Genomic DNA, 26,810 nt, shown 5'->3' with positions numbered 1-26,810 from the left:
TACCCTGGTCTGATGTCCTACTCCGCTCACCGCCCGGGATCCATGGATTCCCAGGGCCGCATCTCGTTCGAGACCGACGGCCCCGCAGGCGAAGAGGAACCCCTCGACTTTCTCCGTGCCTACGAGCCGACCGGCCCCGCGCGGCCCGACGGCGACCTCGACGACACCACCCGTGAGGTGCCCGTCGAGACGCCCGAGCCGAGTGCTGCCGCACCGGAGCCTGCCTCCGAGCCGGCTCCCGCACCCGAGCCGGTGGCGGCCGAGCGACCGCGACGTCCCCGGCGGCCGCGCCGTGAGCGTGCCCCGCGCACGCCCGGCTCGCGCGCCCGCACCCTCGCCATCCTCGGTGGCGCCGATGGTCCCGTGCTCGACCGGGTGCCGGGGGAGACCCCGCGGTTCGTGCAGATGTTCTTCGTGCTGGCCGGCACCGCACTGGTCTCGGCGATCTCGATGCTGTTCGCCCTGACCACCGGCGTGCAGGCCGCGCTCTGGGTGGCCGTGCCGCTTGCGCTCGTCTGGGCGCTCATCATCTTCAACCTCGACCGGTTCCTCACCTCGACGATGACCTCGACGAAGAGCATCTGGCGCCTGATCGGCCTGGCGATCCCGCGAGTGATCATGGCCGCCATCATCGGTTTCGTCGTCGCCGAGCCGCTCGTGCTGCAGATCTTCCACAACGACATCGCGCGCGAGGTCGCATCCACCAACATCACCCAGTCGCAGACCGATCAGGAGGCGCTCGAGAGCGGTCCCGAGAAGATCGCCCTGGATGCGGCATCCGAACGCGTCGCCGCCCTCGAGAACCAGGCCGCGACGGGCATCGTCGCCGGCACCGACTCGTCGTCGGCCACCGAGTCTGCCGCGCAGGCGAGTGTCGACGACCTCACGGCCAAGATGGCCGAGCAGCAGACGGTGATCGACTCCGCGCGCGCCCTGTACCAGTGTGAGCTCACCGGGGAGGGCGCAGGCGAGGTGCCCGGCTGCACCGGCGTCTCGGGCGACGGCGCGAGCTCTGAGGCCGCCAAGGCGCAGCTGGCGCAGGCGCAGCAGACGTACGACGCGCTCGCGGCCCAGCTGCGCACCGCGAACGACGAGCTGTCGGCTGCCGGCACCGCCGCGCAGGAGAACACCTCCGCCTCCGAGGCGCAGAACCGCCAGCAGGCGCAGGATCAGCTGCCCGCCGCGAAGGACACGTACGAGCAGGCGCTGGCCGCCTACAACGCCAGGGCGGATGCCGTGGCGCAGGGCAACGCGGGAGCAGTGGGTCTGCTCAGCCAGATCGCGGGCCTGAACCGCCTGGCCGAGAAGGACGCCACGATCCTGTGGGCGCACATTCTCATCGCCGCGCTGTTCTTCATGATCGAGCTGCTACCGGTGCTGGTGAAGGTGCTCACCAGCTACGGCGAGCCGAGCCTGTACGAGAAGGCTCTTGCGATCCGCAAGCAGGTCGACCTCGACAAGATCACCGCCGAGGGCTATCGCGACCGTGCGGCGATCGTCGCGGAGACCAGTGCGGGGGCATCCTCTGCCCCGTTCGTGACAGCGCCGGCGGCGCCAGCGGAGCCGGTGCGCGACGCCACGGCCGAAGAAAGCACGCCGACGGTGCCGATCACGCGTGCGGACGTGCGCGAGACCGTCTCGGTCTGAGCGTCGCCGTTCGGCCTGCGCGTCTGCAGCGGGCAGTAGCGTTGAGGGATGGTCAACTATCGCTATCTCGGCAACAGCGGTCTCAAGGTCTCGGAGATCACCTACGGCAACTGGGTGACGCACGCCTCGCAGGTCGGTGACGACGCCGCGGTGAAGACCGTGCATGCCGCATTGGATGCCGGAATCACCACGTTCGACACGGCAGACACGTACGCCAACACGGCCGCCGAGGTCGTGCTCGGCAAGGCCCTGGCCGGTCAGCGCCGCGCGGGGCTGGAGATCTTCACGAAGGTCTACTTCCCGACCGGCCCGAAGGGCCCGAACGACACCGGACTCTCGCGCAAGCACATCATGGAGTCGATCAACGGCTCGCTCGAGCGCCTCGGTACCGACTACGTCGACCTCTACCAGGCGCACCGCTACGACTACGAGACGCCGCTGGAAGAGACCATGCAGGCCTTCGCCGATATCGTCCGGCAGGGCAAGGCGCTGTACATCGGTGTCTCGGAGTGGACGGCAGAGCAGCTGCGCGCCGGTCATGCCCTCTCGAAGGAGCTGGGCTTCCAGCTGATCTCGAACCAGCCCCAGTACTCCATGCTGTGGCGGGTCATCGAAGAGAAGGTCGTGCCGACCTCGGAAGAGCTCGGCATCTCGCAGATCGTCTGGTCGCCGATGGCGCAGGGTGTGCTCAGCGGCAAGTACCTGCCCGGCCAGCCCGTGCCGGAGGGCTCGCGTGCGACCGATCCGCACTCGGGGGCCGACTTCATCAAGCGGCTGCTGCGCGACGACATCCTCACTGCCGTGCAGCGGCTGAAGCCGATCGCCGCGGATGCCGGGCTGACGATGCCCCAGCTCGCGATCGCGTGGGTGCTGCAGAACCCGAACGTGGCCGCTGCGCTGGTGGGCGCCTCGCGCCCCGAGCAGCTCGCCGACACCGTGAAGGCGTCGGGTGTCGTGCTCGACCCCGAGACGATGGATGCGATCGACGTCGCGCTCGGCTCGGTGCCGAACACCGACCCCGAAGACACCTACACCGTCTCGCCGAAGACCCGCCTGGTCTGAGCACGCCCTGCCTGGGGGCCGGCTCTGCCTGTTCTGAGCTCGCCCTGCCTGGGGACCGGCCCTGCCTGGGGCTGGCCCTGCCTGGGCCGGCCCTGCCTGTTCTGAGCTCGCCCTGCCTGGGGACCGGCCCCGCCTGGGGCCGGCCCTACCGGCATCCGGCGCTACCGGCATCCGGCTCTACCGGCATCGGGCTCCACCGGCATCCGGCCCTGCGCCCGGCGCACCCCGAAGCGTGTCCCAATTTCTGCTGTTAAACCGACCGGTTCACAGCAGAAATTGGGACATGCTCTGCAGTAAGTGGGACACGGGGCGCGGAAAGTGGGACAAGGGGGCGAGCGACCGCGCAGGGGGCGCGCAGGGGCGGGGTCGCTCAGGGGCGGGGGCGCGCAGGGCGGGTCAGTCGAGGGTGATGTCGACCTGGATCTCCGTGGCGAGCAACTCGAGGTCGGCGCGCAGCGCCTCCAGATCGGTGGATGCCGGAACAGCCGCGGTCACCGTCGACTCGAACAGCCGCCCGCCGGCCATCGCCGCATCACGCGTCTCGGTGCTCATGCTCTCTATGCTCAGCGCATGCGTGCTCAGCACGCGCGAAATGTCGCGCACGATGCCGGCGCGATCGTTGCCGAGCACCGACAGCGTCACCCAGCTCTCCCCGGTGGCCGGCGTCTCACCGGTACCGGTGTACACGGCCACCGTGAGCAGGCCATCGAGACCGCCGAGCGCCGCCTGCAGCTCCTCGACCCGGTCGGGCAGCACCGAGACCTCGATCACACCGGCGAACGTGCCGGCGAGCTCGGAGAGCTGACTGTTCTCCCAGTTACCGCCGTGGGCGTCCACGACATCGGCGACGGCGGCGACGAGCCCGGGCCGATCGGCTCCGGCGACGGTGAGGATGAGCGTGGTCATGCGGCCAGAGTAGCCCGGTGACCGCGTGCCGTGCGGCATCCGCGCCGTCAGTTCCAGGCGCCTCCGCCGAGGAACCGCTCCATGCGCGCCCGATGCGGTGCGAGATCCCAGCCCTGCGCGGTCACCCAGTCGTCGGAGTAGTACGTGTCGAGGTAGCGGCGGCCGCTGTCGCAGATCAGCGTCACCACGCTGCCGGTCTCGCCGGCATCCCGCATGCGGGCGATCAGCTCGAACGCCCCGAACAGGTTCGTGCCCGTCGAACCGCCCGCCCAGTGCAGCGTGCGGTCCTTCAACAGCCGCATCGCGGCGATCGAGGCAGCGTCGGGCACCGCGATCATCTCGTCGATCACGCCGGGCACGAACGACGGCTCCACCTGCGGGCGGCCGATGCCCTCGATCCGCGAGCCGATCCCCGTCGCGAAGGTGGGGTCACCGTTCGACCACCCACCGTGGAACGCCGACCCCTCGGGGTCGACCACGGCCACCCGGGTGTCGTGCCGGCGGTAGCGCACATAACGCCCGAACGTGGCACTGGTGCCTCCGGTGCCGGCCCCCACGACGATCCAGGTGGGGATCGGATGCCGCTCCTGCGCGAGCTGACTGAACACGCTGTCGGCGATGTTGTTGTTGCCGCGCCAGTCGGTGGCGCGCTCGGCGTAGGTGAACTGGTCGAGGTAGTGGCCACCGCACTCAGAGGCGAGGCGCGCCGCCTCGGGTGCCATCTCGGAGGGAGAGTCGACGAAGTGGCAGCGCCCGCCGTAGAACTCGATGAGGTCGATCTTCTCCTGGCTGGTCGAGCGCGGCACCACGGTCACGAACGGCAGCCCCAGCATGCGGGCGAAGTACGCCTCCGACACGGCCGTCGACCCGCTTGAAGACTCCACGAGCGCCGTGCCCTCATGGATCAGCCCGTTCACCAGGCCGTACAGGATCAGCGAGCGCGCCAGGCGGTGCTTGAGCGACCCGGTCGGGTGCACCGACTCATCCTTGAGATACAGGTCGATGCCCCACTCGCCCGGCAGCGGGAACACATGCAGATGCGTGTCGGCGCTGCGGTTGGCGTCGGCCTCCAGCAGGGCGATGGCGGTGCTGGTCCAGGAGGTCATGCTCTCGAGCGTAGCGGCGTGGTGCGAGAAGCTCAGACGGATGCCGTGCCGGCCGAGGTCACATCGCCGTGCTCGTCGACGTGCAACAGCGAGGCCTGCGATTGCTCCTCGCGCAGCTGGAACTCGAACCGCGACCGGTCGCCCCGGTGGTGGGCGATGAAGAACTCGATGGGCCGCCCGTCGGCGTCGCGGCTCACACTGCGCAGCCGCAGCAGCGCCGATCCCGCGCTCACCCCCAGCAGCTGGGCCTGGTCGTGCGTGGCGACCGTGGCCTCGGCGGAGCGCACACCGTTGGCGGCGCGGACGCCGTTCGCGGCGAGCAGGCGGTACAGCGACGCCTCGCTGAGGTCGGCGTCGAGCGTCACGGCACCGATCGTTTCCGGCATCCACGTCGTCGACAGCGACCACGGCTCGTCGTCGACGAGGCGCAGACGCTCCAGCGCGACGACGGGCGAGCCGGGCTCCACCTCGAGCGCCTGGGCGACCTCATCGCTCGCCGCCTCGACGGCATGGCGCAGCACGTCGGAGTGCACGTGCCCGCCGCGGCGCTCGACGTCGTCGTAGAGGCCGATGAGGGTGTGCACGAGTGACTCGCTGGTGCGGGGGCGGGCGACGAAAGTGCCCTTGCCCTTCACGCGTTCCACGAGCCCCTCGTGCTCGAGCTGGGCCAGCGCCTGCCGCACGACGGTGCGGGAGATGCCGTACTGCTCGCACAGGCGGTGCTCGCCGGGCAGCGGATCGCCCGGCTGCAGGCCGTCGTTCTCGATCGTGTCGATGATGAGCCGGCGCAGCTGGTCGTACATGGGTGCCGCGGAGCGGCGGTCGATGCTGCGCGCGGTGTCGTCGGTGGATACGGTGTCGTTGGTGGTCACGGTGTCGGCCATGTCAGTACGCCACTCCCGCCTGCAGGATCACGTTCGCGTACGGGGTGAACTCGCTCGAGCGCACGAAGGCACGTGCCCCGTGGGTGCGCTCCTTGAACTCGACGTGCGGCACCAGCTCGATCTCGATGCCCGGCAGACGCTCGCGCAGCGCGGCGAGCACGTGCGGGCTGTGCTCGGCGACCTCGGCCGAGACCGTCGCCCCCTCGACGACGAGCTCTGCCAGCACGGTGTCGAGCACGTCGAAGAAGGCGGGCGCGCCGGGCCGGTAGGCGAGATCGATGCGCTCGGAACCCGGCGGGATCGGCAGCCCGGCATCCGTCACGACGAGCAGGTCGGTGTGCCCGGTCTCGCTGATCACGCGGGAGAGGGCGGGATTGATGGTCGTGTTCGTCTTGCGCATCGGATCTCCGATCGGTCAGGAGGCGGATGCCAGGAGGGCATCGACCTCGTCGCGGCGCGGCAGGCTGGGGGAGGCACCCTGGCGGGTGACCGTGATCGCCCCGGCCGCGCTGGCCAGGCGCGTAGCGGCGGCAAGGTCGAGTCCGGCCGCGAGCGCGGCGCCCAGGTAGCCGGCGTAGGCGTCGCCGGCGGCGGTGGTGTCGACGGCCTCGACGGGGATCGGCGGGACGACGGTCGTGCCCTCGTCGGTGATGACGACCGAGCCTCGCTCCGCGAGCGTGATCACGGCGGCGCCCACGCCCTGGTCACGCAGCCACTGTCCTGCCCGTTCGGCCGAGGCGACATCGGTGACCTCGATGCCGGTGAGCAGCGAGGCCTCGGTCTCGTTCGGGGTGACGATGTCGATCGTGCGCCACACCTCGGGCTCCAACGGGGCGGCTGGCGCCGGATCGAGCACGACGGTCATGCCGTACTCGCGTCCGCGGGTGGCGATGTGGCGGGTGAGTGCTGCCGGGGTCTCGAGCTGGGTGAGCAGCACCGAGGTGGTCGGGGCCAGCGCCGCCAGGGCGGCGTCGATCTGCTCGGTGCTCAGGTGGGCGTTGGCCAGCGGCACCATGACGATATCGTTCTGCGCTGAGGCATCCACGCGGATGTGGGCGATACCGGTCGGGCCGGGAACGGTGCGCAAGTGCGTGAGGTCGACCCCGGCGTCGGTGAGGCCGGTGACGATCATGTCGCGGAAGAGGTCGTCGCCCACGCAGCCGACGAAGCTCGTGCCGGCGCCGGCGAGTCCGGATGCCACGGCCTGGTTGGCGCCCTTGCCGCCCAGCAGCAGCGTGAACTGGTCGCCGAGGATGGTCTCGCCGCGGGCGGGCAGGCGCTGGGAGAAGGTCGTCACGTCGGCGGTGACACTGCCGACGATGACGACGCCGGATCGATCGGCGGACTCAGCGGTGGTCATGGTGCTCCGATCGTCTTTGACTTCGGCGGGCTGCTGTCATTACATTATCCGCAGGAATCCTGTAACGACAGGTTCAGGAGAGGAGAGCGCATGACCGCGCCCCGGTTGTACGTGGACAGCGCCGACGTCGAGCGGGTCGGAGCGCTGCTGGCATCCGGTGTGGTGCGCGGTGTGACGACCAATCCCACGATCCTCGAACGCGGCGGCCGGACGGCGGCCGAGATCCCCGAGCTCTACGCCCGCTGGGTGGCGGAGGGCGCGCAGGAGGTGTTCTTCCAGACCTGGGGCGGAGATGCGGCATCCTTCCTGCGCAACGCCGAGACCATCCGGACGCTGGGCGACCGGGTCGCCGTGAAGGTGCCCGCCACCGCCGAGGGCTTCGCGGCGGCATCCGCTCTCGTGCGCGACGGCGCCACCGTGCTGGTGACGGCGGTCTACTCCGTCGCGCAGGCGCTGGCCGCAGCGAGCATCGGCGCGCAGTACATCGCCCCCTATCTCGGCCGGCTGCGCGATGCCGGACTCGACGGCGACACACTGATCACCCGCATGCAGGCGGTGTGCGTCGACAGTGACACCAACGTGCTGGCCGCGAGCCTGCGCAGCGCTGACGACATCGTCGCGCTGCGTGAGGCCGGTGTGCCCTACTTCACCGCCGCGCCCGACGTGATCGAGCAGATGCTCTTCCACCCGGTCAGTGACAGCTCGGCGGCCGAGTTCGACGCGGCGATGGTGCGCCTGGGCGCCTGACCCCGCGCGCGGTCACGCCGTCGCGGCGTGCCGCAGCCAGCGCTCGACGCCCGCGACATGCGCGGTCGCGAGCGACGTCGCCAGTGCGGAGTCGTGCGCGGCGATCGCCTCAGCGATGGCCCGGTGCTCGGAGAGGGTGCGGTCGATCGCATTCTGTTCGGTGAGGCCACGCCACACCCGGGCGCGGATGGTGTGGCTGTTCAGGCTCTCGATGAGGCTCGCCAGATAGGCGTTGCCGGTGAGCTGCACGATCTCGCGGTGGAAGCGCATGTCGTGCGCGACGAGGTCGTCGATCGAGACGCCCGGCTCGACCGAGGCCACCTCGTCGATGAGCACCTGGGCCTGCTCGGCGCTGGCATTTCCCGCCGCCAGGCCCGTCGCCTGCGATTCCAGCATCCGCCGCACGGCGAACAGTTCGAGCAGCGAGTCATCGTCGTGCATGTCGACGACGAAGCTGATCGCCTCCAGCAGCAGGCGCGGCTCGAGGCTCGTGACGTAGGTGCCGTCGCCGCGGCGCACATCCAGCACGCGGATCACCTCGAGGGCCTTGACCGCCTCGCGCATCGAGTTGCGAGAGAGGCCCAGCCGCTCGGCCAGCTCCTTCTCCGGCGGCAGTCTGTCACCGGGCGCCAGCTCGCCCGACACGATCATCGCCTTGATCTTCTGGATCGCCTCATCGGTGACAGCCATGGGCACATCCTATCCAGTGATCGGATGTCTGAGGCAGGATGGGGTCATGCGCGTTCTCGACTCCCACCTGCACCTCTGGGACCCGAAGACCCTCAGCTACACCTGGCTCGACGGAGCCCTCGACGCCCGCTACGGTGCGGCCGAGCTGTCCCTGGCCGGCCTGGACGGCGTCGCCGAGCGAGCCGCGATCTTCGTTCAGGCCGACCCGGTGCCCGCGCAGCAGCTCGACGAGGTGCGCTGGGTCGGCTCACTCGCCGCGACGGCCGGCGTCGTCGGCATCGTGGCCGGGGCGCGCCTTGATGAGGGGGCGGCCACCGAGGCGCACCTCGCGGCGCTCGCCGACCTGCCGCTCGTGGTCGGGGTGCGCCACCTGCTGCAGGCCGAGCCGGACGGCTTCGCCCGCACGGAGGCGTTCCACGAGGGCGCGCGGGCCGTTGCCGCCCGGGGCTTCACCTTCGACGCGTGCGTCCGCGCGCATCAGTTGTCGGATGTCACGGCCCTGGCATCCGCCGTCCCCGACCTGCGCATCGTGCTCGACCACCTCGGCAAACCCGCCGTCGGCACGGCCGAACAGCCGCAATCGCCCAGCCCCCGCTGGCGCTCCGACCTGAACGACCTCGCCGTGCACCCGCAGGTCTCGTGCAAACTCTCCGGGCTCCCTGCCGAGGCGCAGGGAGCGTGGAACGCGGTGCAGCTCGTGCCGTTCCTGGATGCCGCGGCCGAGGCCTTCGGTCCCGAGCGGCTGCTGTGGGGGAGTGACTGGCCGGTCTCGGCGATCGGGCCGGACGGCTACCAGGCGGGTGAGCGTGCGCGCTGGCTGCACACCGTGATGGACTGGGCGCAGGGCCGCGGGCTCGACATCGACGCGCTGTTCTGGTCGAACGCACGCACCGCCTACGGCATCCACTGAATCGAAGGAAGCATGCAGATGACCCCGCACGGCGACACCCCCGGTCCCAACATCGTGCTGATCTGCGTCGACCAATGGCGCGGCGACTGCCTCTCGGCCGACGGGCATCCGGTCGTGCGCACGCCGTACCTCGACGCACTCGCTGCGCGCGGCGTGCGCTTCCGCAACGCCTACTCGGCGACGCCGACCTGCGTGCCGGCACGGATGGCGCTGCTCACCGGCCTCGCGCAGGAACACCACCGCCGGGTCGGCTATGTCGACGGCATCGACTTCGACATCGACGAGACTCTGCCCCGCACCCTGGGCGCGCACGGCTACCAGACCCAGGCGATCGGCAAGATGCACTACTCGCCCGAGCGGGCGCGGCTCGGCTTCGACGACGTCGTACTGCACGACGGCTACCTGCACCACAGCCGGCGTCGCGGGCGCGACCCCCGGTTCTACGACGACTACCTCACCTGGCTGCGCGAGCAGGCCGGCACGAGCGCGGTCGACGACTACGTCGAGAACGGCATCAACTGCAATTCGGTGGTCGCCAGGCCCTGGGACAAGCCGGAGCGCCTGCACCCGACCAACTGGGTGGTCACCGAGGCCGAGAGCTGGCTGTACCGGCGTGACCCCACCCGACCGTTCTTCCTCTATCTGTCCTTCCACCGCCCGCACGCGCCCTACGATCCTCCGGCGTGGGCATTCGAGCAGTACCTTGACGCTCCGACGCAGGAGCCGCCGGTGGGCGACTGGGTGGGGGAGTTCGCGCACCTGCGCAACGACGCGCTGCCGGACGCCACCGTGGCGCGGTACGACGAGCGCACCACGCACCGGGCGCGCGCCGGCTACTACGGACACATCAGCCACATCGACGCGCAGATCAGCCGGTTCCTCGACATGCTCGCCGAGTTCGGCGTGGCCAACGACACGTACGTGCTATTCACCTCCGACCACGGCGACATGCTCGGCGACCACGACATGTGGCGCAAGGGCTACCCGTACGAGGGATCGGCGCGGGTGCCGATGATCCTGACCGGTCCGACGATCGCGCCGGGCCAGTGCAACGACGAGATCGTCGAACTGCGCGACATCATGCCCACGCTGCTGGGCTGCGTGGGCATCGAGGCCGATGCCGCCCTCGACGGACGCGACCTCGCCGCCTCGGTCGAACGCCGCGCTCCGGCGTCATGGACGGCGCCGCCCCCGCCGCCCGGTGTCGTCGAACGGACCGGCACCGGACGCGCGGCCCCCGAGGCCGGCGCCCACCTGCACGGCGAGCACGTCATCCTCGGTCAGTCGATGCAGTGGATCCGCACCGGGCGCTGGAAGTACGTGTGGTTGTCGGCCTCGGGGCACGAGCAGCTCTTCGACCTCGAGTCCGATCCCGAGGAGTTGCGCAACCGCGCGGGCGACGCGGCGACCGCCGAGGCGCTCGCCGCGTGCCGTGCGCTGCTCATCGACGACCTGCGCGGCCGGCCGGAGGGATTCGTCGACGGCGACGCGCTCGTGCCGGGGCGGCCGGTGCAGCCGCTGCTGGATGCCCCGCACGAGCGCGTGCGCTGAGGGCCGCGCGGCCCTCGCGGCTTACTCCGGGCGCAGGCGCAGCGCGGCCATGCCGCCGTCGACCTCGATGAAGGTGCCCGTCGTCGACCCCGAGGCGGGGCTCACCAGATAGGCGACTGCTCCGGCGACCTCGTCGGCCGAGACCAGGCGGCCGTGCGGCTGGCGAGCTTCGAGGGCCGCGCGCTCTGCCGCAGGGTCGGCCGCCGAATCCAGCAGGCGCCCCACCCAGGGGGTGTCGGCGGTGCCGGGGTTGACGGCGTTGACGCGGATGCCCTCACGGAGGTGATCGGCCGCCATCGCGCGCGTGAGGGCCGAGACGGCGCCCTTCGACGCCGAGTACAGGGCGCGCTGCGGCAGACCGGTGGTGGAGGCGATGGATGCCGTGTTGCACACCGCTGCCGACGGCGAGCGGCGCAGCCACGGCAGAGCTGCCGCGGTGACCCTGGCAATCCCGGTGACGTTGATCGAGAGCACACGGGCCCATTCGTCATCGTCGTTCGCGGTGACGTCGCCCTGCGCGCCGACGCCGGCGTTGTTGATCACGATGTCGATGCGCCCGAAGCGCTCGCCGACGGCGGCGACGGCGGCATCGACGCTGGCGCGGTCGGAGACATCCGCCGTGAATGCCGTGTGGCGCTCGTCGGCACCGGACACGTCGCGATCGAGCACGGCGATCTGCGCGCCCTCCTCGTACAGGCGGTGCGCGATCGCGGCGCCGATACCGGAGGCGCCACCGGTGACGATGGCGACGAGACCCTGCAGCTGCCCGCTCACCGCTGTGCCTCCCACGCCACGAACTCCTGTCGCTGGTGGCCGAGTCCTGCGATCTCGACGTCGACGACGTCGCCGGCTCGCAGATACGGGAACTTGCCGCCGAAGGCGACGCCCTGCGGTGTGCCGGTGAGGATGAGATCGCCCGGCTCGAGCGTGACGTACTGCGACAGGTGGTGCACGATCGCGTGGACGTCGAAGATCATGTCGGAGGTGTTCGAGTCCTGGCGGGGCTCATCGTTGACCCAGCTGCGCAGGCGCAGGTCATCGACGTCCACCTCGTCGGGCGTCACCAGCCAGGGGCCGGTCGGGTTGAAGCCGGCGGCGATCTTGCCCTTCGACCACTGCCCGCCCGAGACCTCCATCTGGAAAGCGCGCTCGGAGACGTCGTTCGCGACCACGTAGCCGGCGATGTGCGCGGCAGCCTCCTCTGCTGAGTCGAGGTAGGCGGTGCGGGTGCCGATGACGACACCGAGCTCGACCTCCCAGTCGGTCTTCTCGCTGCCGCGGGGGATGGTGACGGTGTCGTTCGGCCCGACCACCGTGTTCGGGGTCTTCAGGAAGATGATCGGCACGGCCGGCGGCTCGGCGCCCGACTCCCGGGCGTGCGCGGCGTAGTTCTGGCCGATGCAGATCACGGCGCTCGGCCGGGCGATCGGGGCGCCGATGCGCAGGTCGTCGGCGCCGGGGAGGGCGGGGAGCGTGCCGGCGTCGAGCGCGGCCCGGGTGCGGCCGACAGGGTCGGAGGCGAGGAAATCGCCGTTGACATCGGAGGTCACCGGGCGCAGGTCGTAGGTGCCCTCCGCGGTGATGACGACGGGAATCTCTTGTCCGGACTCGCCGAGACGCGCGAACTTCATGGTGCTCCTCCTGGTCAGGCGACGGATGCTGCCGACCGGCAGTCGTCGTTGACAGTATAGACATCCGATGTTTACACTCCAAGTGGTTCGGGACCTGAGATTCTCGACCTGAAGGAGCATCCGTTGAGTCGTATCGTCGCGCTGGAGACCAGCGACATCCGCTTCCCCACTTCGCTGAGCCTGGACGGTTCGGACGCGATGAACCCCGACCCCGACTACTCGGCCTCGTACGTCATCGTGCGCACGGATGCCGACGACGAGATCGCCGGGCACTCGTTCGTCTTCACGATCGGCCGGGGCAACGACGTGCAGGTCGCCGGCATCGACGCGCTCGCCGGGCACCTCGTCGGTCGGGAGCTCGAACCCCTGCTCGACGACATGGGTGGAACCTTCCGTGAGCTCATCGGCGACTCGCAGCTGCGCTGGCTCGGCCCCGAGAAGGGCGTCATGCACATGGCCATCGGCGCGGTGATCAACGCGCTGTGGGACATCAAGGCCAAACGCGCCGGGATGCCGCTGTGGCAGCTGCTGTCACGGATGACCCCCGAGCAGATCGTCGACCTCGTCGACTTCCGCTACCTCACCAACGCCCTCACCCGTGAGGACGCGCTCGAGATCCTGCGGGCGGCCGAGGCGGGGCGGACAGAGCGCGAGGCGCAGCTGCTCGCGACCGGCTACCCGGCCTACACCACGAGCCCGGGCTGGCTCGGCTACTCGGACGAGAAGCTCGAGCGCCTCGCGCGCGAGGCGATGGCTGACGGATTCGGCCAGATCAAGCTCAAGGTCGGTGCTGATCTCGAGGACGACATCCGCCGGTTCCGCAAGGCCCGCGAGGTGTGCGGACCTGACTTCCCGATCGCGATCGATGCCAACCAGCGCTGGGAGGTCGCCGAAGCGATCGACTGGGTCAACGCCCTCGCCGAGTTTCACCCCGCCTGGATCGAAGAGCCCACCAGCCCCGACGACATCCTCGGTCACGCCGAGATCGCCCGCGGCGTCGCGCCGATCCGTGTCGCCACAGGCGAGCATGCCCAGAACCGGATGATCTTCAAGCAGCTACTCCAGGCCGAGGCGATCAGCGTGATGCAGATCGACGCCGTGCGCGTGGCGGGGGTGAACGAGAACATCGCCAATCTGCTGCTGGCCGCGAAGTTCGGCGTGCCGGTGTGCCCGCACGCGGGCGGCGTCGGGCTCTGTGAAGCCGTGCAGCACCTCTCGATGTTCGACTTCGTCGCCGTCAGCGGTGCGCGGGAGGGCCGCATGATCGAGTACGTCGATCACCTGCACGAGCATTTCGTCACTCCCACCGATGTGCACGACGGCGCCTACTTCCCGCCGGCCACCCCCGGCACCGGCATGGAGATGAAGGCCGACAGCATCGTGGCGTACACCTGGACGGGTCGGCATGTCGAGGCCTGAGCCGCTGCCCGCGCTGGGCTACGGCGCCGCGAACGTCGGCAACCTGTTCCGCCCCCTCAGCGATGAAGAGGCCTGGGCAGTACTGGAGGCGGCGTGGGATGCCGGCATCCGCTACTTCGACACCGCCCCGCACTACGGGCTGGGGTTGTCGGAGCGTCGGCTGGGGGCTTTTCTGCAGACCAAGCCGCGCCACGCCTTTGTCGTCTCGACCAAGGCCGGCCGTCTGCTGCGGCCCAACCCTGACAGTGCCGGCGGCCTGGACACGGCCAACGACTTCCATGTGCCCGATGACCTGCGCCGCGTCTGGGACTTCTCCGAGGAGGGCATCCGTGCCAGCATCGCCGAGTCGCAGGAGCGCCTCGGGCTGGAGCACATCGACCTGCTCTACCTGCACGACCCGGAGCGCCACGATCTCGAGCTCGCGATCGCCGAAGCGCTTCCGGCGCTGGAGCAGGTGCGCGCCGAGGGGATCGTCGGTGCGATCGGTGTCGGGTCGATGGTGACCGAGGCTCTGGCCCGCGCCGTGCGGAGCGCGGACCTCGACACGATCATGGTCGCCGGCAGGTACACCCTGCTCGAGCAGCCGGCCGCCGAGCAGGTGCTGCCCGCCTGCGCCGAGCGGGGCACCGGCGTGGTCGCGGCATCCGTGTTCAACTCCGGGCTGCTGGCCCAGAGCGAGCCGCGCCGTGACGGCCGCTACGAGTACGGGTCGCTGCCCGAGCCGCTGTGGCAACGGCTCGTGCGCATCGCCGAGATCTGCCGTGCCCACGATGTCCCGCTTCCCGCCGCTGCCATCCAGTTCCCTCTGCGAGCATCGGTGGTGCAGTCGGTGGTCGTCGGGGGCAGTCGGCCGGATCAGCTGCGACAGAACGCCGCGTACGCCGCGCTCCCCATTCCCGAGGCGCTGTGGAGCGACCTTGCCGACGCCGACCTCATCGCGGACTGAACGGCTCCGCTGTGCCCGGTCAAGCCGATCAGGCCCGGCCCGTGGAGGCGCGCACGACGAGCTCGGCGGCGAACGGGGGCGCGGCTGCCGGGAACGGTTCGGAAGGGTGCTCGAGTCGGTGCAGCAGAGTGGATGCCGCGGTGCGACCGATCTCGTACGCGGGCTGACGGATGGTGGTGAGCGGCACGAGGGCCTGAGGCGCCTCGACCACGTCGTCGAACCCGACGATCGCGACGTCGTCGGGAACGGAGATGCCGGCGCGGAGCAGTGCCGTCTGCACGCCGATGGCGACCATGTCGTTCGCGGCGAACACCGCATCTGGCCGCTGCGGCGCCTGCAACAGGCGCTCCGCCGCCCGCAGCCCGGTCGTCATGGTGAAGCCCGACTCTTCGATCACACTCACCTCGGCATCTGTGCCGGCTGTCGCCGCGCGCAGGCCGGCCAGACGGTCGGCGGTCTGCGCGGCCGCCGGATCGCCGATGAACACGATGCGGCGCCGCCCCGTCTCGAGCAGGTGTCTGCCTGCGAGCATCCCGCCGCCGTGATCGTCGAAGGGAACCGAGCCGATCGACGGTGCACCGTGCGCCGGCCCGACGATCACCGATCGGATGCCGCGGCGATTGAGCTGCTCGAGCCGCGGGGTCACCTCGCCCAGGGGGTAGATGATGATGCCGCGGGCGCGGTGCGCCTCGAACATGTCGATGTTGCGCTGTTCCTGCTGGGCGTCACGCCCGCTGTTGCTGAAGAACAGCGACCAGCCGTCCTCGCGGGTGACGTCCTCGACGCCGCGGGAGAGCTCGCTGAAGTACGGCAGCCAGGCGTCCAGGAGGATCAGCGCGATCGCCTTGCCCGCGCCTGCTCGCAACTGCCGGGCCGACTCGTTGGGCACATAGCCCAGTCGTTCGATCGCCGCCCGTACCCGCTCCGTGCTGCGTGCGCTGAGCACCTCGGGGTGGTTCAGGTAGTTCGACACCGTCGATGCCGAGACGCCGGCGGCAGCGGCGACGTCTTTCACGCTGGCGGGCACGGTGCTCCTTCGCTGAGGGCCGTGGGCGGCGGCCTTCGTGTTCAGGATAGTCCGCTTCATAACGTTATCCACCGTTTTATAACGTTGCAGGCGCGGCAATCCGTGGCCTCTTGCCTGGGTCTGCGGCGCGGAGTACTGTAAGCGCCACCCGAAACTTGCAACGTGCCAAACCCCTGGTGTTGCGGCTGACGAGCGAAGGAGCTCCCCATGAACATCGGTTGTCACGGACTCGTCTGGACGGGCACGTTCGATGCCGACGGCATCCGCCGTTCCGCCGAGCGCACGAAGGCGGCGGGCTTCGATCTGATCGAGTTCCCGCTGATGGATCCCTACGCCTTCGACACCGCCGCCGCGACCTCGGCACTGGCCGAGTGGGACCTCGCCGTCAGCGCATCCCTGGGGCTTTCCGAGGCCACCGACGTCACCAGCGATAACCCCGACGTCGTCGCCGCCGGCGAGGCGCTGCTGATCCGCGCCGTCGACGTGCTGGCCGACATGGGCGGAACGCACTTCTGCGGAGTGATCTACAGCGCCATGAAGAAGTACATGGAGCCGGTCACCGCCGAAGGGGTGCGTCGCAGCATGACGGCGATCGGCCGGGTCGCGGATCATGCGGCCGATCGTGGGGTGCAGGTCGCGCTCGAGGTCGTCAACCGCTACGAGACGAACGTGCTGAACACGGCGAAGCAGGCCATCGCCTACCTCGCCGAGGTGGATCGGCCCAACCTCGGCGTGCATCTGGACACGTATCACATGAACATCGAGGAGTCCGACATGTTCGCCCCGGTGCTCGACGCCGCACCGCAGCTGCGCTACGTGCACATCGGTGAGAGCCATCGCGGATATCTGGGGACGGGATCGGTCGACTTCGACACCTTCTTCAAGGCGCTCGGGCGGGTCGGCTATGACGGGCCGATCGTGTTCGAGTCGTTCTCGTCGGCGGTCGTCGCTCCCGACCTGAGCCGGATGCTCGGCATCTGGCGCAACCTCTGGACGGATGGCGACGAACTCGGCGCGCACGCCAACGCGTTCATCCGGGACAAGCTCGTCGCCGTCGACTCGATTCGGCTGCACTGACGGCACGGCGAGGATGTGATCGAGTTGTTATTACAGGTCTTCCGTTCCGGACCCTCGTTAGATACATTTAGTTACAACTTGCATCGGACTCAGGTCAGATGCACAATTGATCCGATGTTTATGTCGGGTGTCGGAAATTCGGCATCCGCAACACGACTTTCAAGGGAGCAGGTGTGAACATGAGCGAACCCATTCTTCGGGTGGAGGGCATCAGCAAGGGGTTCCCCGGCGTGCAGGCGCTCAAGGACGTCCACCTCGAGGTGCGCTCGGGTGAAGTGCTCGTGCTCGTCGGCGAGAACGGTGCCGGCAAGTCCACACTGATGAAGATCCTCTCCGGCATCTACACCAGGGACGAGGGCACCATCTACTTCGAGGGGCAGCCGGTCGAGCTGACCAGCCCCCTGCAGGCGCAGCAGCTGGGCATCACGATCATCCATCAAGAACTGAACATGATGCCCGACCTCACGGTCGCTCAGAACATCTACGTCGGCCGCGAACCGCGGGTCGGACCGTTCTTGTCGGAGCGGCGCCTGAACCGCCAGACATCCGAGCTTCTCTCGCGTCTGGGCATCGCACTCGACCCACGCCAGAGCGTCGGCGAGCTCACCGTCGCCGAGCAGCAGATGGTCGAGATCGCCAAGGCGCTGTCGTTCAACGCCAAGGTGCTCATCATGGACGAGCCCACCTCGGCGCTCACCGACAGTGAGGTCGAGACGCTGTTCCGCCTCATCGAGCAGCTCAAGGCCAACGGCACCGGCATCGTCTACATCTCGCACCGCATGGACGAGCTCAAGCGTCTCGCCGACCGGGTCACCGTGCTGCGCGACGGCTCGTACATCGGCTCGCTCGAGCGCGACGAGATCAGCATCCCCAAGATCATCGAGATGATGGTCGGCCGGGCGATCGACGAGGGTGCCCGCCCCACGGCCCGCGAACACGCCGCCGACCCCGTCGTGCTCGATGTGCAGGGGCTGTCGACCAAGGCGCTGCTGCGCGACGTGACCTTCCAGCTGCACCAGGGTGAGATCCTCGGCTTCGCCGGGCTCATGGGGGCCGGTCGCACCGAGACCGCCCGCGCGATCATCGGAGCCGACCACCGCGACGGCGGCACCATCACCGTCGCCGGCCAGCCCAGTCGCATCCGCCAGCCCGAAGACGCCGTGCGCCGCGGCATCGGCTACCTGTCGGAGGACCGCAAGCTCCTCGGGCTCATGCTCGAGCAGGACGTCACCTTCAACACGGTGCTGGCGTCGCTCAGCAACTACGCCAACGCGGTCGGCTGGATGGGTGACCGCAAGGCCAAGAACCAGACCAAGGACTACGTGCAGCAGCTGCGCGTGAAGACGCCCTCGGTCAACCAGATCGTCAAGCTCCTCTCCGGAGGAAACCAGCAGAAAGTCGTCATCGCCCGGTGGCTGATGCGCGACTGCGACATCCTCATCTTCGACGAGCCCACCCGTGGCATCGACGTCGGAGCCAAGGAAGAGATCTACCGCCTGATGCAGCAGCTCGCGGCATCCGGCAAGTCCATCATCGTCATCTCGTCGGAGCTGCCCGAGATCCTCCGCGTCGCGAACCGCATCGCCGTGTTCGCGAACGGCCGGATCACCGGAACGCTGCGCAACGAGGAAGCCAGCCAGGAGAAGATCATGCAGCTCGCCGCACACGGAGAGGAAGACTGATGAGCACGCCATCGCAGAACGGACCGAGCGGATCGACGACGACCGTCATCCAGCAGGCCGTCAACGAGAACACCGACAAGCGCGACGTCGGCGGGTTCCTCCGCCGCCAGCTCCAGCAGTCGCTGGCGTTCGGCACCCTGGTCATCCTGGTGGCGTTCTTCTCGATCTTCGGGAACAACTTCTTCACCTGGAGCAACATCTCCGGCATCCTGCTCTCGACCGCGGTCATCGGCATCCTCGCCCTCGGCACGACGTTCGTGATCATCACCGGCGGCATCGACCTCTCGATCGGTACCGGCATGACGCTGGCGGCGGTGATGACAGGCATCTTCATCACCAAGATGGGGTTGCCGGTCTGGCTCGGCGTGCTGGGCGGCATCGCGACCGGTGTGCTGATGGGCTTCATCAACGGTGTGAACGTGGCATTCCTCAAACTGCCGCCGTTCATCGCCACGCTGGGCATGATGATGGTCGCCCAGGGCCTGGCCCTCGTGATCTCGGGCGTCGCGCCGATCTACTTCTCGTCGTCCGCTCCGGACTTCAAGCAGATCGCACTCGGCACGCTGATCCCCGGCCTGCCCAACGCGGTGCTGATCACGATCGTGCTGGCCGTCATCGCCTACCTGATCCTGAACCGCACGATCCTCGGCCGGTACACCTTCGCGATCGGATCGAACGAGGAGGCCACCCGCCTCTCGGGTGTGAACACCCGCCGCTGGAAGGTGCTCATCTACATGCTCGCGGGCGCCTTCACCGGCATCGCCGGCGTCGTGATCGCCTCCCGCCTCGACTCGGCTCAGCCGCAGCTGGGTGTCGGTTACGAGCTGCAGGCCATCGCGGCCGTGATCATCGGCGGCACCTCGCTGCTCGGTGGCCGTGGCTCGATCCTCGGCACCGTGATCGGTGCGCTGATCATGAGCGTGCTCATCAACGGTCTGCGCATCATGTCGATCCAGACCGAGTGGCAGAACGTCGTGGTCGGCATCGTCATCCTCATCGCCGTCTTCTTCGACTCGCTGCGCAACCGCCAGCACACGTGAGACCACGGGTGGCGGGCAGACCCGTGCCCACCGCCACCCGATCGGCCGCCGTCGACCCGCGACGGCCGACCCCGCGGAGCAGTCCGCATCGGCACAGCACACACCAGGAATGTCCACGTCGACGGCCCCGTCGGCACACAGAGAAAACAATGGAGTTTCCATGAAGTTCGGCAAGAAGACCGCATTCGCGGCACTCGTCGCCTCGGCGGCACTCGTCATCGCCGGCTGCTCGAGCAACACCGGTGACACCGGCGACTCCGGCAGCGGTGACTCGGGCAGCGGCGACAAGATGTACATCGCCATGATCTCGAAGGGCTTCCAGCACCAGTTCTGGCAGGCCGTCAAGCAGGGTGCCGAGGAGCGCGCCGCCGAGCTCGGCGTCGAGATCACCTTCGAGGGCCCCGCCGCCGAGACCGAGGTCGACGCACAGCTGCAGATGCTGCAGACCGCGATCGACAAGGACCCCGACGCGATCGCCTACGCAGCCCTCGACCCCGAGGCCTGTGTCGCCCCGCTCGAGCAGGCCAAGGCCAAGGACATCCCCGTGGTGTACTTCGACGCCCCCTGCAACGGTGAGGTCGGCCTGAGCCTGGCCGCCACCGACAGCAAGGTCGCCGGCGCGCTGGCCGCCGAGCACATGGCAGAGCTCATCGGCGGCGAGGGCGAGATCGGCATCGTCGGTCACTCGCAGATCAACTCCACCGGTGTCGAGCGTCGTGACGGCTTCGTCGAGAAGATCGAGGCCGACTACCCCGACATCAAGATCGTCGACATCCAGTACGGTGACGGCGACCACCTGAAGTCGGCTGACATCGCCAAGGCCATGATCGCCGCGCACCCTGACCTCAAGGGCATCTACGGCACCAACGAGGGTTCGGCCATCGGCGTCGTGAACGCGGTGAACGAGCTCGGCCTCGAGAAGGGCAAGCTGACCATCATCGGCTTCGACTCGGGCGCAGCGCAGATCAACGCGATCAAGGACGGCACCATGGCTGGCGCCATCACCCAGGACCCGATCGGCATCGGCGCGCAGGTCGTGCAGGCCGCCTACGACGCCGCCATGGGCGAGTCGGTCGACGAGTTCTACGACACCGGTTCGTACTGGTACGACAAGACCAACATCGACGACCCGGAGATCGCCGCGGTCCTCTACGAATGACCCGCTGATCGACAGGGACCCCTCACCTTCGGGTGGGGGGTCCCTTTCTTTGTGCTGTGCGTCCGGGCGTCCGGCATCCGGGCATCCATGTCCCACTTTTCGCAGAGCATGTCCCAGTTTTCGCAGAGCATGTCCCAAAAACTGCTGCTAACCGGTCGGTTTAACAGCAGAAATTGGGACATGGGTCGGCGGCGCGGAGGTGGGTGCCGGGATGGGTGCCGGCGGATGCATGACCGGCGGTGGATGCCCGAGGCCGGGTGCTGGATGCCGGATGCCGGATGCCGGATGCCGGATGCCGGGTGCTGGATGCCGGATGCCGGATGCCGGATGCCGCGGACTGGGTGCTGGGTTCTGGCTGCCGGATGCCGGGGACTGGGTGCTGGCTGCCGGATGCGGGGTGCTGACAGGCGCTTCCGGCGGCGATGTCCCACATTCCGCAGGCCGTGTCCCAGTTTCGCAGAGCATGTCCCAATAACTGCTGCTAACCGGTCGGTTTAGCAGCAGAAATTGGGACATGGGGGCGCTGGGACATGGGTGCTGGGGGCGCCGGCCGGGCTGCCACGCATAGCTCAGCGCCCGGCCGTCGGCTACAGCGGGCGCCGCCAGTCCGATATGGCGCAGGGCGCCACCACTCAGATGTGGCGCAGGGCGCCGCCACGCAGATGTGGCGCAGCGCGCCACCGGTCAGATGCGGCGGAGGAACGTGAGCTGCGAGTGAGGCTCGACGATGAGCTCCTGCAGTGCCGCGTTGAACGGCACACCGGCGGGGGCTGCCAGGTGCGCCTGGAAGGCCTCCTCGTCGCGGTACACCTCGTAGACGAAGAACCGGTCGGGGTCATCCACCAGGCGGGTGGCGTCGAAGACGACATTGCCCGGCTCGGCGCGCACCCCCTCGGCGAACTCGGCGAGCAGCGCGGCCACCCGGTCACCCTGGCCGGGGATCGCGGTGAACGTGGCATGCAGGATGGTCGGTGCGGTCATGGTGTGCTCCTCAGATCGAATCGGCGGCGGGAAAGCGAGAAGGGACCGAGCGCTCAGACGCCCAGAGTCAGCAGACGGGCGGGGTTCGCGACGAGCATCCCATCGACGGTCGCATCGCCCAGCGCCTCGCGCACACGCGGCAGGTACCGCTCTCCCAGATACGCGAGTCCGGGCATCCCGCCGTACGCCGCATACCGCGTGCGCCGGGCCACATCACCGCCGAGCACGATCCGCTCGCCGGCTCCCGCCTCCACCGCAGCCACGGTGAGGGCCAGCAGCTCGGCATCCGATCGGGTGCGCGGCCGGGCGAAGCCGTCGTACCCGAGGTACGCGCCCCGCCCGGCGAGGGAAGCATGCAACCCGGCATCCGGATCCCGATCCGCGTGCGCGAGCACCACCCGCTCCGCGGCGACGCCCTCGGCGGCGAGCAGATCGAGCACCTCATGGGCGGCCGTGCAGAACTCCAGGTGCACCATGATCGGCGCGCCGGTGGCGCGATGCGCGGCGGCGAGCGCCTCGAGGGTGGTGCGCTCGAACGTGCTGATGTGCCAGTAATCGGCGCCACCCTTGAGCATCCCCGCCCGCACAGGCAGCCCATCGGGCCCGAGTGCGCGCGGCCGGGTGGGATCCGCATCCGAGCGCGCCATGCCCTCGGAGATCTCGGTGGTGAACAGTGCGGCGAGCGCCTCGGCATCACTCGCGCGAGTCGGATGATCGGTGGCGTAGTGCGCCTCGCGGTGCCGCCCCGTCGTCGCGACCACCGCGAGTCCCGTGCTCGCGCTGATCCGCGCCACACCCTCCGGATCGCGGCCGAGACCGAACGGGGTCGCGTCGACCATGGCGTCGAACCCGCTCTCACGCAGCAGTCCCGCCTCGCGGCCGGATGCTGCCTCGTCGTCGAGCTCATCGCCGGGCAACAGTGGGGTGACCTGGAACAGATGCTCGTGGTAGTTCACCCGCCCGAGCGAACCCGGGGCGACGTCACCACGTACCGTGCGCACCACCCCGGCATCCATCAGCGCACCGACTCCACGGCCGCCGCGAGCTGCTCGACGATCTCGGGCGTCAGCTCCAGCTCGAACACGTCGGCGACGACCTGCGACCAGCCGTGGATGAAGTAGCGCCACCCGTCGACCACCGTCAGCTCACGCGACGCCTGCTGTGCCTCGGCCTGGTGCAGGAACTCCAGCGAACCGCGGTAGTTGAACTCCCACACGTACGCACGCTCGGGGAACACCACCTCGTCGGTCAACGGCGAGCCGGGACGGTCCTTGCCGAGCCCCGTGGCATTGACGATGAGCGAGCCCGCCCGTGCCGCGGCCACCAGGGCATCCGCCTCGGCCGGAGAGTCCGTGCGCACGTAGCGGATCAGCCCCTCCGGCGTGCCGTGCTGACGGTGCACCTCCCGCAGCGTGTCGAGATCGGCATCCTTGCGTGCCGTGACCGTGATCCGCGACGGGGCATCCGCCCGCTCCGCGAGCGCCCAGCTGAGGGCCGTGCCCGACCCTCCAGCGCCGAGGATGACCACCTCGGCCCCGGTGTCGGCGAAATGGTCGGCCGGCAGGAAGTCGTTCAGCGCGAGGTCGACGGTGAGCGGGTCCTTCGCGCGCCCGATGAGCCGGTCGCCGCGCTGCGAGATCGACGAGATCTCGGCGCACGAGACCGCGAACGGGTCGAGCTCGTCGAACAGATCGGATGCCGCGGCGTACACGTTCATCTTGTGGGTGGTCACCAGCGCGCCTCGGTGGTGCGGATCGTCGCGGATCTGCTCGACCATCGCCCGGTACTGCGCCGGGGTGGCATCCATCGGCAGGTCGTGGCCGATGAGGGTGCGGGTGGGCAGCCCGAGGATGTCTGCCCACAGCGGGAAGACCTTCATGATCGAGGATGACGCGGTCGTCACTCCCACGAAGCCCATGTAGTCGGCGGTGGTCATGTTCTCTCCTGGGTCGTGCGGCTCAGCGGGTGACGGGATGCACGGGCGGGTTGCCCGCGAGGACGGCGATGGCATTGTCGAGCGCCATCCGCCCCATGTTGTCGACGGCCTGCGTGGTCTGCGCCCCCAGGTGAGGGGTCACCGTCACCCGGTCGGCGAGGTCGTCGGCCAGCAGCGGGCTGGCGCTCGCCGCGGTGTCGCCGTCGAGAGTGTCCGCAGCGTAGGCGGCAAGGATGCCGTCGCGCAGGGCATGGGCAAGGGCGGTCTCATCGACGAGGTCGGGCCTGGCGGTGTTCACCAGCACCGTGCCGGGGCGCATCGTCGCCAGGCGCGCGGCGTCGACGAGACGCTGACCGCCGGGAGCGTGCAGGGTGATCACATCGGCCCTGGTGAACAGGTCGTCCAGGGTGACGGGCTCCGCGCCAGCGGCCCGCACGGCCTCCTCGGGCAGGAACGGGTCGGCGGCGAGCACGCGCGACCCGAAGCCGCCGAGGCGCCGCGCGACGCCCTGACCGATGCGTCCGAAGCCGACGATGCCGACGGTCGCGGCACCCAGCTCGCGGCCGCGCCGCACGCCCCAGTCACCGTCGCGCACGCGCCGGTCGCCGTCGGGGATGAACCGCAGTGCGGCGAGCATCAGGCCCACCGCGTGGTCGGCGACCGCATCGGCGTTGGCTCCGGGAGTGTTCGTGACTGGGATGCCGCGCTGCGCGGCTGCCTCCAGATCGACAGCCTCGGTGCCGACGCCGTAGCGGGCGATGACCTTGAGGCGGGGAGCGGCGGCAAGGTGCTCGGCCGTGACAGGTCCGGTGCCGGCGATCCACGCGTCGGCGCCGTGCAGCAGCGGTCGCATCTCCTGCAGCTCGTGGTGTGCAGGGCCGCGCAGGATGCGGTGCCCCGCGATCTGCGCGCGGGCGAGCAGATCGAGATCGCCGTCTGAGAACGATCGGCTGGTGACGAGGATGACGCCCATCAGCGCGGCCGGCCCGCGAACCAGGGTGCGAGCGCCGTGTACGCGTCGGTGAAGCGGCCGTGCCGCTCGGCGTAGACGGCGTGGCGTGCGGCATCCGGTGTGAACTCGGCGGTCACCTCACTGAGCGCGCGCGCCGCACCGAACTCGGCCAGGCCCAGCCCGACCGCTCCGGTCACAGCGGCACCCAGGCTGTTCGCCTCTTCGACGATGGTGCGCCGGCGCACCGGCACACCCCAGACATCGGCGAGGATGCTCAGCCAGGCATCGCTCTGCGCGCCACCGCCGACCGCGTCGATCCGGTCGATCGTCGCGCCGGCATCGCGGAAGGCATGGATGCAGGTGAGCAGGTTGAAGGCGACGCCCTCGAGCACCGCGCGCGTCAGGTGCGCACGCGTGTGGTGCCGGCCGATGCCGACGAACGCGCCGCGGGCATCCGGATCCCACAGCGGGGAGCGCTCGCCGAGCAGATAGGGCAGGAAGTACAGGTCTTCGGTGTCGAGATCTCCGGCAGCCTCGGCGGTGAGCCGCGCGGTCTCGGGGCGCGCAGGATCCGGAGAGAGCGCCTCGGAGATCCACTGCACCGAGGCGCCGCCGGCCTGCATGGTGGCGGTCGGCACGTAGGAGCCGGGCACGACGTTGTCGAACGTGAAGGTGCTCATCGCCGGGTCGAGCAGCGGGGCATCCGCGGCGAACGAGATCCACGACGAGGTACCCAGAGACACATACGCGCCGTCCTCGGGGGCGACGATCCCCGAGCCGACTGCGGCGAGCGGGCCGTCCCCGCCGCCCATGACCACTCGCACCCCGGCCTGCAGGCCCAGGGCGGCGGCGGCATCGGCCGTGAGCGTGCCCGCGACGGCCGTCGACTCAAGGATCTCGGGGAACAGGGCGGGGTCGAGCCCCGCCGCCTCGAGCACCTCTTCGGACCACGTGCCGCGCTGCTGGTCGTACGCGTTCGTGCCGGACGCATCCGAGCGGTCGGTCGCGAGGCGCCCGGTGAGGCGCAGCACGATGAAGTCCTTCGCCACGCAGACGCGACGCACACGGTCCCAGATCTCGGGCTCGTTGTCGCGCACCCACATGATCTTCTCCACCGAGTAGGTGGGGTTGAGGCGATGTCCGAGTACCCGGTAGGCGTGTTCGGCGCCGAGCGCTGCCTCCAGGCGGCGCTGCTGCTCACCGGCGCGGGTGTCGGCCCAGATGATCGCCGGACGAGCGGGCTCGCCGTCGGCATCGAGAAGGACGGCCCCCATCATCTGTCCGCTGACGACCAGCCCTGCCACGGCCGACGGTTCGGTCGCGGTGCGGGCCATGAGGTCGCGGGTGGCCTGCACCACGGCATTCCACCAGTCCTGCGGGTTCTGCTCGGCGATGCCGCCCGCGGCGAAGTGCGCGGGGTAGGGGACCGTGACGGCCGCGACCAGCCGTCCGTCGTCATGGTGCAGCGAGGCCTTGTTGCCTGTGGTGCCGAGATCGTGCGCGATGATCATGCGACGCTCACTCGGAGTAGGGGCGCAGCTCGACGCCACCGGCCGTGCGGTAAGCGCGCGATCCCATGCCGTGCTCGAGCACCCAGCCGTAGTCGTGGCCGGCGCCGCCGGGGTACACGGCGAGGAAGGAGTAAGGCTCGTCGCCGGTGTTCACCGAACGGTGTGCCCAGCCCGGCGGGATGTACCCGATGGTGCCCGGCTGCATGTCGATCCACTCGGTGCGCTCGCCGTCGAACATGAGCAGTCCGCCGGTGCCCTGCAGGGCCAGGTAGATCTCGCCCTGGTGGTTGGGGTGCTGGTGGCCCTTGGTCATCCACAGCTCGCCTGACGTGTCGCCCGGCATGATCGTCGTGATCGACTGGGGCAGCTCGCGGTCGATCTCGGGAACGGGGGAGCTCGTCACCGTGTACACGACAGGGTTCTCGCCTGCGGATTCCGCCGCCCAGGCGTCGCTGTCGCGGAAGAGACCCTCGAGGTCGGACATGCGACGGGTGAGCGTCGGGCCCTCGGGTGAGAGCGTGAGCCGCTCGGCGTCGAAGGCGATCGCCATGGGCGAGATCGGCGGGGTGTGGAACGCGGTCATCGG

General features: G+C 69.5%; 27 protein-coding genes. 12 read left to right on the top strand and 15 right to left on the bottom strand.

The genetic code is table 11. The features are described from left to right. The first annotated feature begins 12 nt into the window (after positions 1 to 12). Positions 13 to 1,647 (top strand): DUF4407 domain-containing protein, encoded by a 1,635-nt coding sequence (locus WDU93_RS01750; protein WP_337316733.1) that lies wholly within the window; start codon positions 13 to 15, stop codon positions 1,645 to 1,647. A 48-nt stretch (positions 1,648 to 1,695) separates the two neighbouring features. Continuing rightward, complete coding sequence (locus WDU93_RS01745; RefSeq protein WP_337316732.1) at positions 1,696 to 2,709, top strand: aldo/keto reductase family protein; 1,014 nt, start codon at positions 1,696 to 1,698, stop codon at positions 2,707 to 2,709. A gap of 396 nt (positions 2,710 to 3,105) precedes the next feature. Here WDU93_RS01745 and WDU93_RS01740 read toward each other — a convergent pair whose 3' ends face one another. The 5 genes from WDU93_RS01740 to WDU93_RS01720 are packed head-to-tail and all read right to left on the bottom strand — an operon-like array spanning position 3,106 to position 6,965. Continuing rightward, positions 3,106 to 3,615, bottom strand: a complete 510-nt coding sequence (locus tag WDU93_RS01740; RefSeq protein WP_337316730.1) for a glycine cleavage system transcriptional repressor — start codon at positions 3,613 to 3,615, stop codon at positions 3,106 to 3,108. A gap of 47 nt (positions 3,616 to 3,662) precedes the next feature. Next, entirely contained in the window at positions 3,663 to 4,721 is a 1,059-nt protein-coding gene (cds1, locus tag WDU93_RS01735; protein WP_337316728.1) for an L-cysteine desulfhydrase Cds1, read from the bottom strand. 32 nt (positions 4,722 to 4,753) lie between these two features. After that, positions 4,754 to 5,605 carry a GntR family transcriptional regulator gene (locus WDU93_RS01730; RefSeq protein WP_337316726.1) on the bottom strand — a complete coding sequence of 284 codons (852 nt, stop codon included), beginning with the start codon at positions 5,603 to 5,605 and terminating at the stop codon, positions 4,754 to 4,756. Position 5,606: 1 nt separating this feature from the next. Next, positions 5,607 to 6,005, bottom strand: coding sequence for a D-ribose pyranase (gene rbsD, locus WDU93_RS01725; RefSeq protein ID WP_337316724.1), 399 nt, complete (start codon positions 6,003 to 6,005; stop codon positions 5,607 to 5,609). Between the two features lie 15 nt (positions 6,006 to 6,020). Next, on the bottom strand, positions 6,021 to 6,965 hold the full coding sequence (locus tag WDU93_RS01720) for a ribokinase (protein ID WP_337316722.1): 945 nt from the start codon (positions 6,963 to 6,965) through the stop codon (positions 6,021 to 6,023). Between the two features lie 90 nt (positions 6,966 to 7,055). On the opposite strand from WDU93_RS01720, the gene WDU93_RS01715 reads away from it, so the two are divergent. After that, positions 7,056 to 7,712 (top strand): transaldolase family protein, encoded by a 657-nt coding sequence (locus WDU93_RS01715; protein WP_337316720.1) that lies wholly within the window; start codon positions 7,056 to 7,058, stop codon positions 7,710 to 7,712. A 12-nt stretch (positions 7,713 to 7,724) separates the two neighbouring features. Here WDU93_RS01715 and WDU93_RS01710 read toward each other — a convergent pair whose 3' ends face one another. After that, a complete protein-coding gene (locus WDU93_RS01710; protein WP_337316718.1) occupies positions 7,725 to 8,402 on the bottom strand; it encodes a FadR/GntR family transcriptional regulator in 678 nt (225 codons plus the stop codon). A gap of 46 nt (positions 8,403 to 8,448) precedes the next feature. Here WDU93_RS01710 and WDU93_RS01705 point away from each other — a divergent pair, with 46 nt between their 5' ends. Both WDU93_RS01705 and WDU93_RS01700 read left to right on the top strand, forming a co-directional pair. Beyond that, positions 8,449 to 9,312, top strand: a complete 864-nt coding sequence (locus WDU93_RS01705; protein WP_337316716.1) for an amidohydrolase family protein — start codon at positions 8,449 to 8,451, stop codon at positions 9,310 to 9,312. A gap of 18 nt (positions 9,313 to 9,330) precedes the next feature. Beyond that, positions 9,331 to 10,863, top strand: a complete 1,533-nt coding sequence (locus tag WDU93_RS01700) for an arylsulfatase (protein WP_337316714.1) — start codon at positions 9,331 to 9,333, stop codon at positions 10,861 to 10,863. A gap of 21 nt (positions 10,864 to 10,884) precedes the next feature. Here WDU93_RS01700 and WDU93_RS01695 read toward each other — a convergent pair whose 3' ends face one another. Together WDU93_RS01695 and WDU93_RS01690 are read right to left on the bottom strand one after the other, a co-directional pair. Beyond that, positions 10,885 to 11,637: an SDR family NAD(P)-dependent oxidoreductase gene (locus tag WDU93_RS01695; RefSeq protein WP_337316712.1), complete on the bottom strand. Its 753-nt coding sequence runs from the start codon at positions 11,635 to 11,637 to the stop codon at positions 10,885 to 10,887. Then, on the bottom strand, positions 11,634 to 12,494 hold the full coding sequence (locus WDU93_RS01690; protein ID WP_337316710.1) for a fumarylacetoacetate hydrolase family protein: 861 nt from the start codon (positions 12,492 to 12,494) through the stop codon (positions 11,634 to 11,636). The genes WDU93_RS01695 and WDU93_RS01690 overlap by 4 nt, the downstream gene beginning before the upstream one ends. Positions 12,495 to 12,617: 123 nt before the next feature. On the opposite strand from WDU93_RS01690, the gene WDU93_RS01685 reads away from it, so the two are divergent. Further along, the gene (locus tag WDU93_RS01685; RefSeq protein WP_337316708.1) at positions 12,618 to 13,913 is read left to right on the top strand and encodes an L-fuconate dehydratase; all 1,296 of its coding nucleotides are present in this window, start codon (positions 12,618 to 12,620) and stop codon (positions 13,911 to 13,913) included. Continuing rightward, positions 13,900 to 14,859, top strand: coding sequence for an aldo/keto reductase (locus tag WDU93_RS01680; protein ID WP_337316706.1), 960 nt, complete (start codon positions 13,900 to 13,902; stop codon positions 14,857 to 14,859). Before WDU93_RS01685 ends, WDU93_RS01680 begins: the two co-directional genes overlap by 14 nt. Positions 14,860 to 14,887: 28 nt before the next feature. Here WDU93_RS01680 and WDU93_RS01675 read toward each other — a convergent pair whose 3' ends face one another. Further along, positions 14,888 to 15,886: a LacI family DNA-binding transcriptional regulator gene (locus tag WDU93_RS01675; protein ID WP_337316704.1), complete on the bottom strand. Its 999-nt coding sequence runs from the start codon at positions 15,884 to 15,886 to the stop codon at positions 14,888 to 14,890. Between the two features lie 207 nt (positions 15,887 to 16,093). Between WDU93_RS01675 and WDU93_RS01670 the strand changes: the two genes are divergently transcribed. From WDU93_RS01670 to WDU93_RS01650, 5 genes are all read left to right on the top strand, one after another. Continuing rightward, positions 16,094 to 16,963 carry a sugar phosphate isomerase/epimerase family protein gene (locus WDU93_RS01670; protein ID WP_337316702.1) on the top strand — a complete coding sequence of 290 codons (870 nt, stop codon included), beginning with the start codon at positions 16,094 to 16,096 and terminating at the stop codon, positions 16,961 to 16,963. A 179-nt stretch (positions 16,964 to 17,142) separates the two neighbouring features. Beyond that, positions 17,143 to 18,645 (top strand): sugar ABC transporter ATP-binding protein, encoded by a 1,503-nt coding sequence (locus WDU93_RS01665; RefSeq protein WP_337316700.1) that lies wholly within the window; start codon positions 17,143 to 17,145, stop codon positions 18,643 to 18,645. Then, entirely contained in the window at positions 18,645 to 19,685 is a 1,041-nt protein-coding gene (locus tag WDU93_RS01660) for an ABC transporter permease (RefSeq protein WP_337316698.1), read from the top strand. The genes WDU93_RS01665 and WDU93_RS01660 overlap by 1 nt, the downstream gene beginning before the upstream one ends. Positions 19,686 to 19,845: 160 nt before the next feature. Then, entirely contained in the window at positions 19,846 to 20,844 is a 999-nt protein-coding gene (locus tag WDU93_RS01655) for an ABC transporter substrate-binding protein (protein ID WP_337316696.1), read from the top strand. A gap of 239 nt (positions 20,845 to 21,083) precedes the next feature. Next, positions 21,084 to 21,248, top strand: coding sequence for a hypothetical protein (locus WDU93_RS01650; protein ID WP_337316694.1), 165 nt, complete (start codon positions 21,084 to 21,086; stop codon positions 21,246 to 21,248). 280 nt (positions 21,249 to 21,528) lie between these two features. Here WDU93_RS01650 and WDU93_RS01645 read toward each other — a convergent pair whose 3' ends face one another. The 6 genes from WDU93_RS01645 to WDU93_RS01620 are packed head-to-tail and all read right to left on the bottom strand — an operon-like array spanning position 21,529 to position 26,807. Beyond that, positions 21,529 to 21,825, bottom strand: a complete 297-nt coding sequence (locus tag WDU93_RS01645) for a putative quinol monooxygenase (RefSeq protein ID WP_337316692.1) — start codon at positions 21,823 to 21,825, stop codon at positions 21,529 to 21,531. 53 nt (positions 21,826 to 21,878) lie between these two features. Then, the gene (locus WDU93_RS01640; RefSeq protein WP_337316690.1) at positions 21,879 to 22,841 is read right to left on the bottom strand and encodes a phosphotriesterase family protein; all 963 of its coding nucleotides are present in this window, start codon (positions 22,839 to 22,841) and stop codon (positions 21,879 to 21,881) included. Next, entirely contained in the window at positions 22,841 to 23,761 is a 921-nt protein-coding gene (locus WDU93_RS01635; RefSeq protein ID WP_337316688.1) for a shikimate dehydrogenase family protein, read from the bottom strand. The genes WDU93_RS01640 and WDU93_RS01635 overlap by 1 nt, the downstream gene beginning before the upstream one ends. A gap of 22 nt (positions 23,762 to 23,783) precedes the next feature. Next, a complete protein-coding gene (locus tag WDU93_RS01630) occupies positions 23,784 to 24,734 on the bottom strand; it encodes a phosphoglycerate dehydrogenase (protein ID WP_337316686.1) in 951 nt (316 codons plus the stop codon). Then, on the bottom strand, positions 24,734 to 26,224 hold the full coding sequence (gene xylB, locus WDU93_RS01625) for a xylulokinase (RefSeq protein WP_337316685.1): 1,491 nt from the start codon (positions 26,222 to 26,224) through the stop codon (positions 24,734 to 24,736). The genes WDU93_RS01630 and xylB overlap by 1 nt, the downstream gene beginning before the upstream one ends. Positions 26,225 to 26,231: 7 nt before the next feature. Continuing rightward, on the bottom strand, positions 26,232 to 26,807 hold the full coding sequence (locus tag WDU93_RS01620; RefSeq protein WP_337316684.1) for a glucose-6-phosphate isomerase family protein: 576 nt from the start codon (positions 26,805 to 26,807) through the stop codon (positions 26,232 to 26,234). Positions 26,808 to 26,810 lie beyond the last annotated feature (3 nt).

It is taken from the genome of Microbacterium istanbulense (genome assembly GCF_037204145.1).
Lineage (GTDB): Bacteria > Actinomycetota > Actinomycetes > Actinomycetales > Microbacteriaceae > Microbacterium > Microbacterium istanbulense.
This window is presented reverse-complemented; position numbering and strand designations above follow the sequence as displayed.

Excerpts from the sequence above, each read along its gene's own strand:
- WDU93_RS01750 (WP_337316733.1), top strand. The coding sequence starts at position 13 with ATGTCCTACTCCGCTCACCGCCCGGGATCCATGGATTCCCAGGGCCGC.
- WDU93_RS01745 (WP_337316732.1), top strand. The coding sequence starts at position 1,696 with ATGGTCAACTATCGCTATCTCGGCAACAGCGGTCTCAAGGTCTCGGAG.
- WDU93_RS01740 (WP_337316730.1), bottom strand. The coding sequence starts at position 3,615 with ATGACCACGCTCATCCTCACCGTCGCCGGAGCCGATCGGCCCGGGCTC.
- cds1 (WP_337316728.1), bottom strand. The coding sequence starts at position 4,721 with ATGACCTCCTGGACCAGCACCGCCATCGCCCTGCTGGAGGCCGACGCC.
- WDU93_RS01730 (WP_337316726.1), bottom strand. The coding sequence starts at position 5,605 with ATGGCCGACACCGTGACCACCAACGACACCGTATCCACCGACGACACC.
- rbsD (WP_337316724.1), bottom strand. The coding sequence starts at position 6,005 with ATGCGCAAGACGAACACGACCATCAATCCCGCCCTCTCCCGCGTGATC.
- WDU93_RS01720 (WP_337316722.1), bottom strand. The coding sequence starts at position 6,965 with ATGACCACCGCTGAGTCCGCCGATCGATCCGGCGTCGTCATCGTCGGC.
- WDU93_RS01715 (WP_337316720.1), top strand. The coding sequence starts at position 7,056 with ATGACCGCGCCCCGGTTGTACGTGGACAGCGCCGACGTCGAGCGGGTC.
- WDU93_RS01710 (WP_337316718.1), bottom strand. The coding sequence starts at position 8,402 with ATGGCTGTCACCGATGAGGCGATCCAGAAGATCAAGGCGATGATCGTG.
- WDU93_RS01705 (WP_337316716.1), top strand. The coding sequence starts at position 8,449 with ATGCGCGTTCTCGACTCCCACCTGCACCTCTGGGACCCGAAGACCCTC.
- WDU93_RS01700 (WP_337316714.1), top strand. The coding sequence starts at position 9,331 with ATGACCCCGCACGGCGACACCCCCGGTCCCAACATCGTGCTGATCTGC.
- WDU93_RS01690 (WP_337316710.1), bottom strand. The coding sequence starts at position 12,494 with ATGAAGTTCGCGCGTCTCGGCGAGTCCGGACAAGAGATTCCCGTCGTC.
- WDU93_RS01680 (WP_337316706.1), top strand. The coding sequence starts at position 13,900 with ATGTCGAGGCCTGAGCCGCTGCCCGCGCTGGGCTACGGCGCCGCGAAC.
- WDU93_RS01670 (WP_337316702.1), top strand. The coding sequence starts at position 16,094 with ATGAACATCGGTTGTCACGGACTCGTCTGGACGGGCACGTTCGATGCC.
- WDU93_RS01665 (WP_337316700.1), top strand. The coding sequence starts at position 17,143 with ATGAGCGAACCCATTCTTCGGGTGGAGGGCATCAGCAAGGGGTTCCCC.
- WDU93_RS01660 (WP_337316698.1), top strand. The coding sequence starts at position 18,645 with ATGAGCACGCCATCGCAGAACGGACCGAGCGGATCGACGACGACCGTC.
- WDU93_RS01655 (WP_337316696.1), top strand. The coding sequence starts at position 19,846 with ATGAAGTTCGGCAAGAAGACCGCATTCGCGGCACTCGTCGCCTCGGCG.
- WDU93_RS01645 (WP_337316692.1), bottom strand. The coding sequence starts at position 21,825 with ATGACCGCACCGACCATCCTGCATGCCACGTTCACCGCGATCCCCGGC.
- WDU93_RS01640 (WP_337316690.1), bottom strand. The coding sequence starts at position 22,841 with ATGGATGCCGGGGTGGTGCGCACGGTACGTGGTGACGTCGCCCCGGGT.
- WDU93_RS01635 (WP_337316688.1), bottom strand. The coding sequence starts at position 23,761 with ATGACCACCGCCGACTACATGGGCTTCGTGGGAGTGACGACCGCGTCA.
- WDU93_RS01630 (WP_337316686.1), bottom strand. The coding sequence starts at position 24,734 with ATGGGCGTCATCCTCGTCACCAGCCGATCGTTCTCAGACGGCGATCTC.
- xylB (WP_337316685.1), bottom strand. The coding sequence starts at position 26,224 with ATGATCATCGCGCACGATCTCGGCACCACAGGCAACAAGGCCTCGCTG.
- WDU93_RS01620 (WP_337316684.1), bottom strand. The coding sequence starts at position 26,807 with ATGACCGCGTTCCACACCCCGCCGATCTCGCCCATGGCGATCGCCTTC.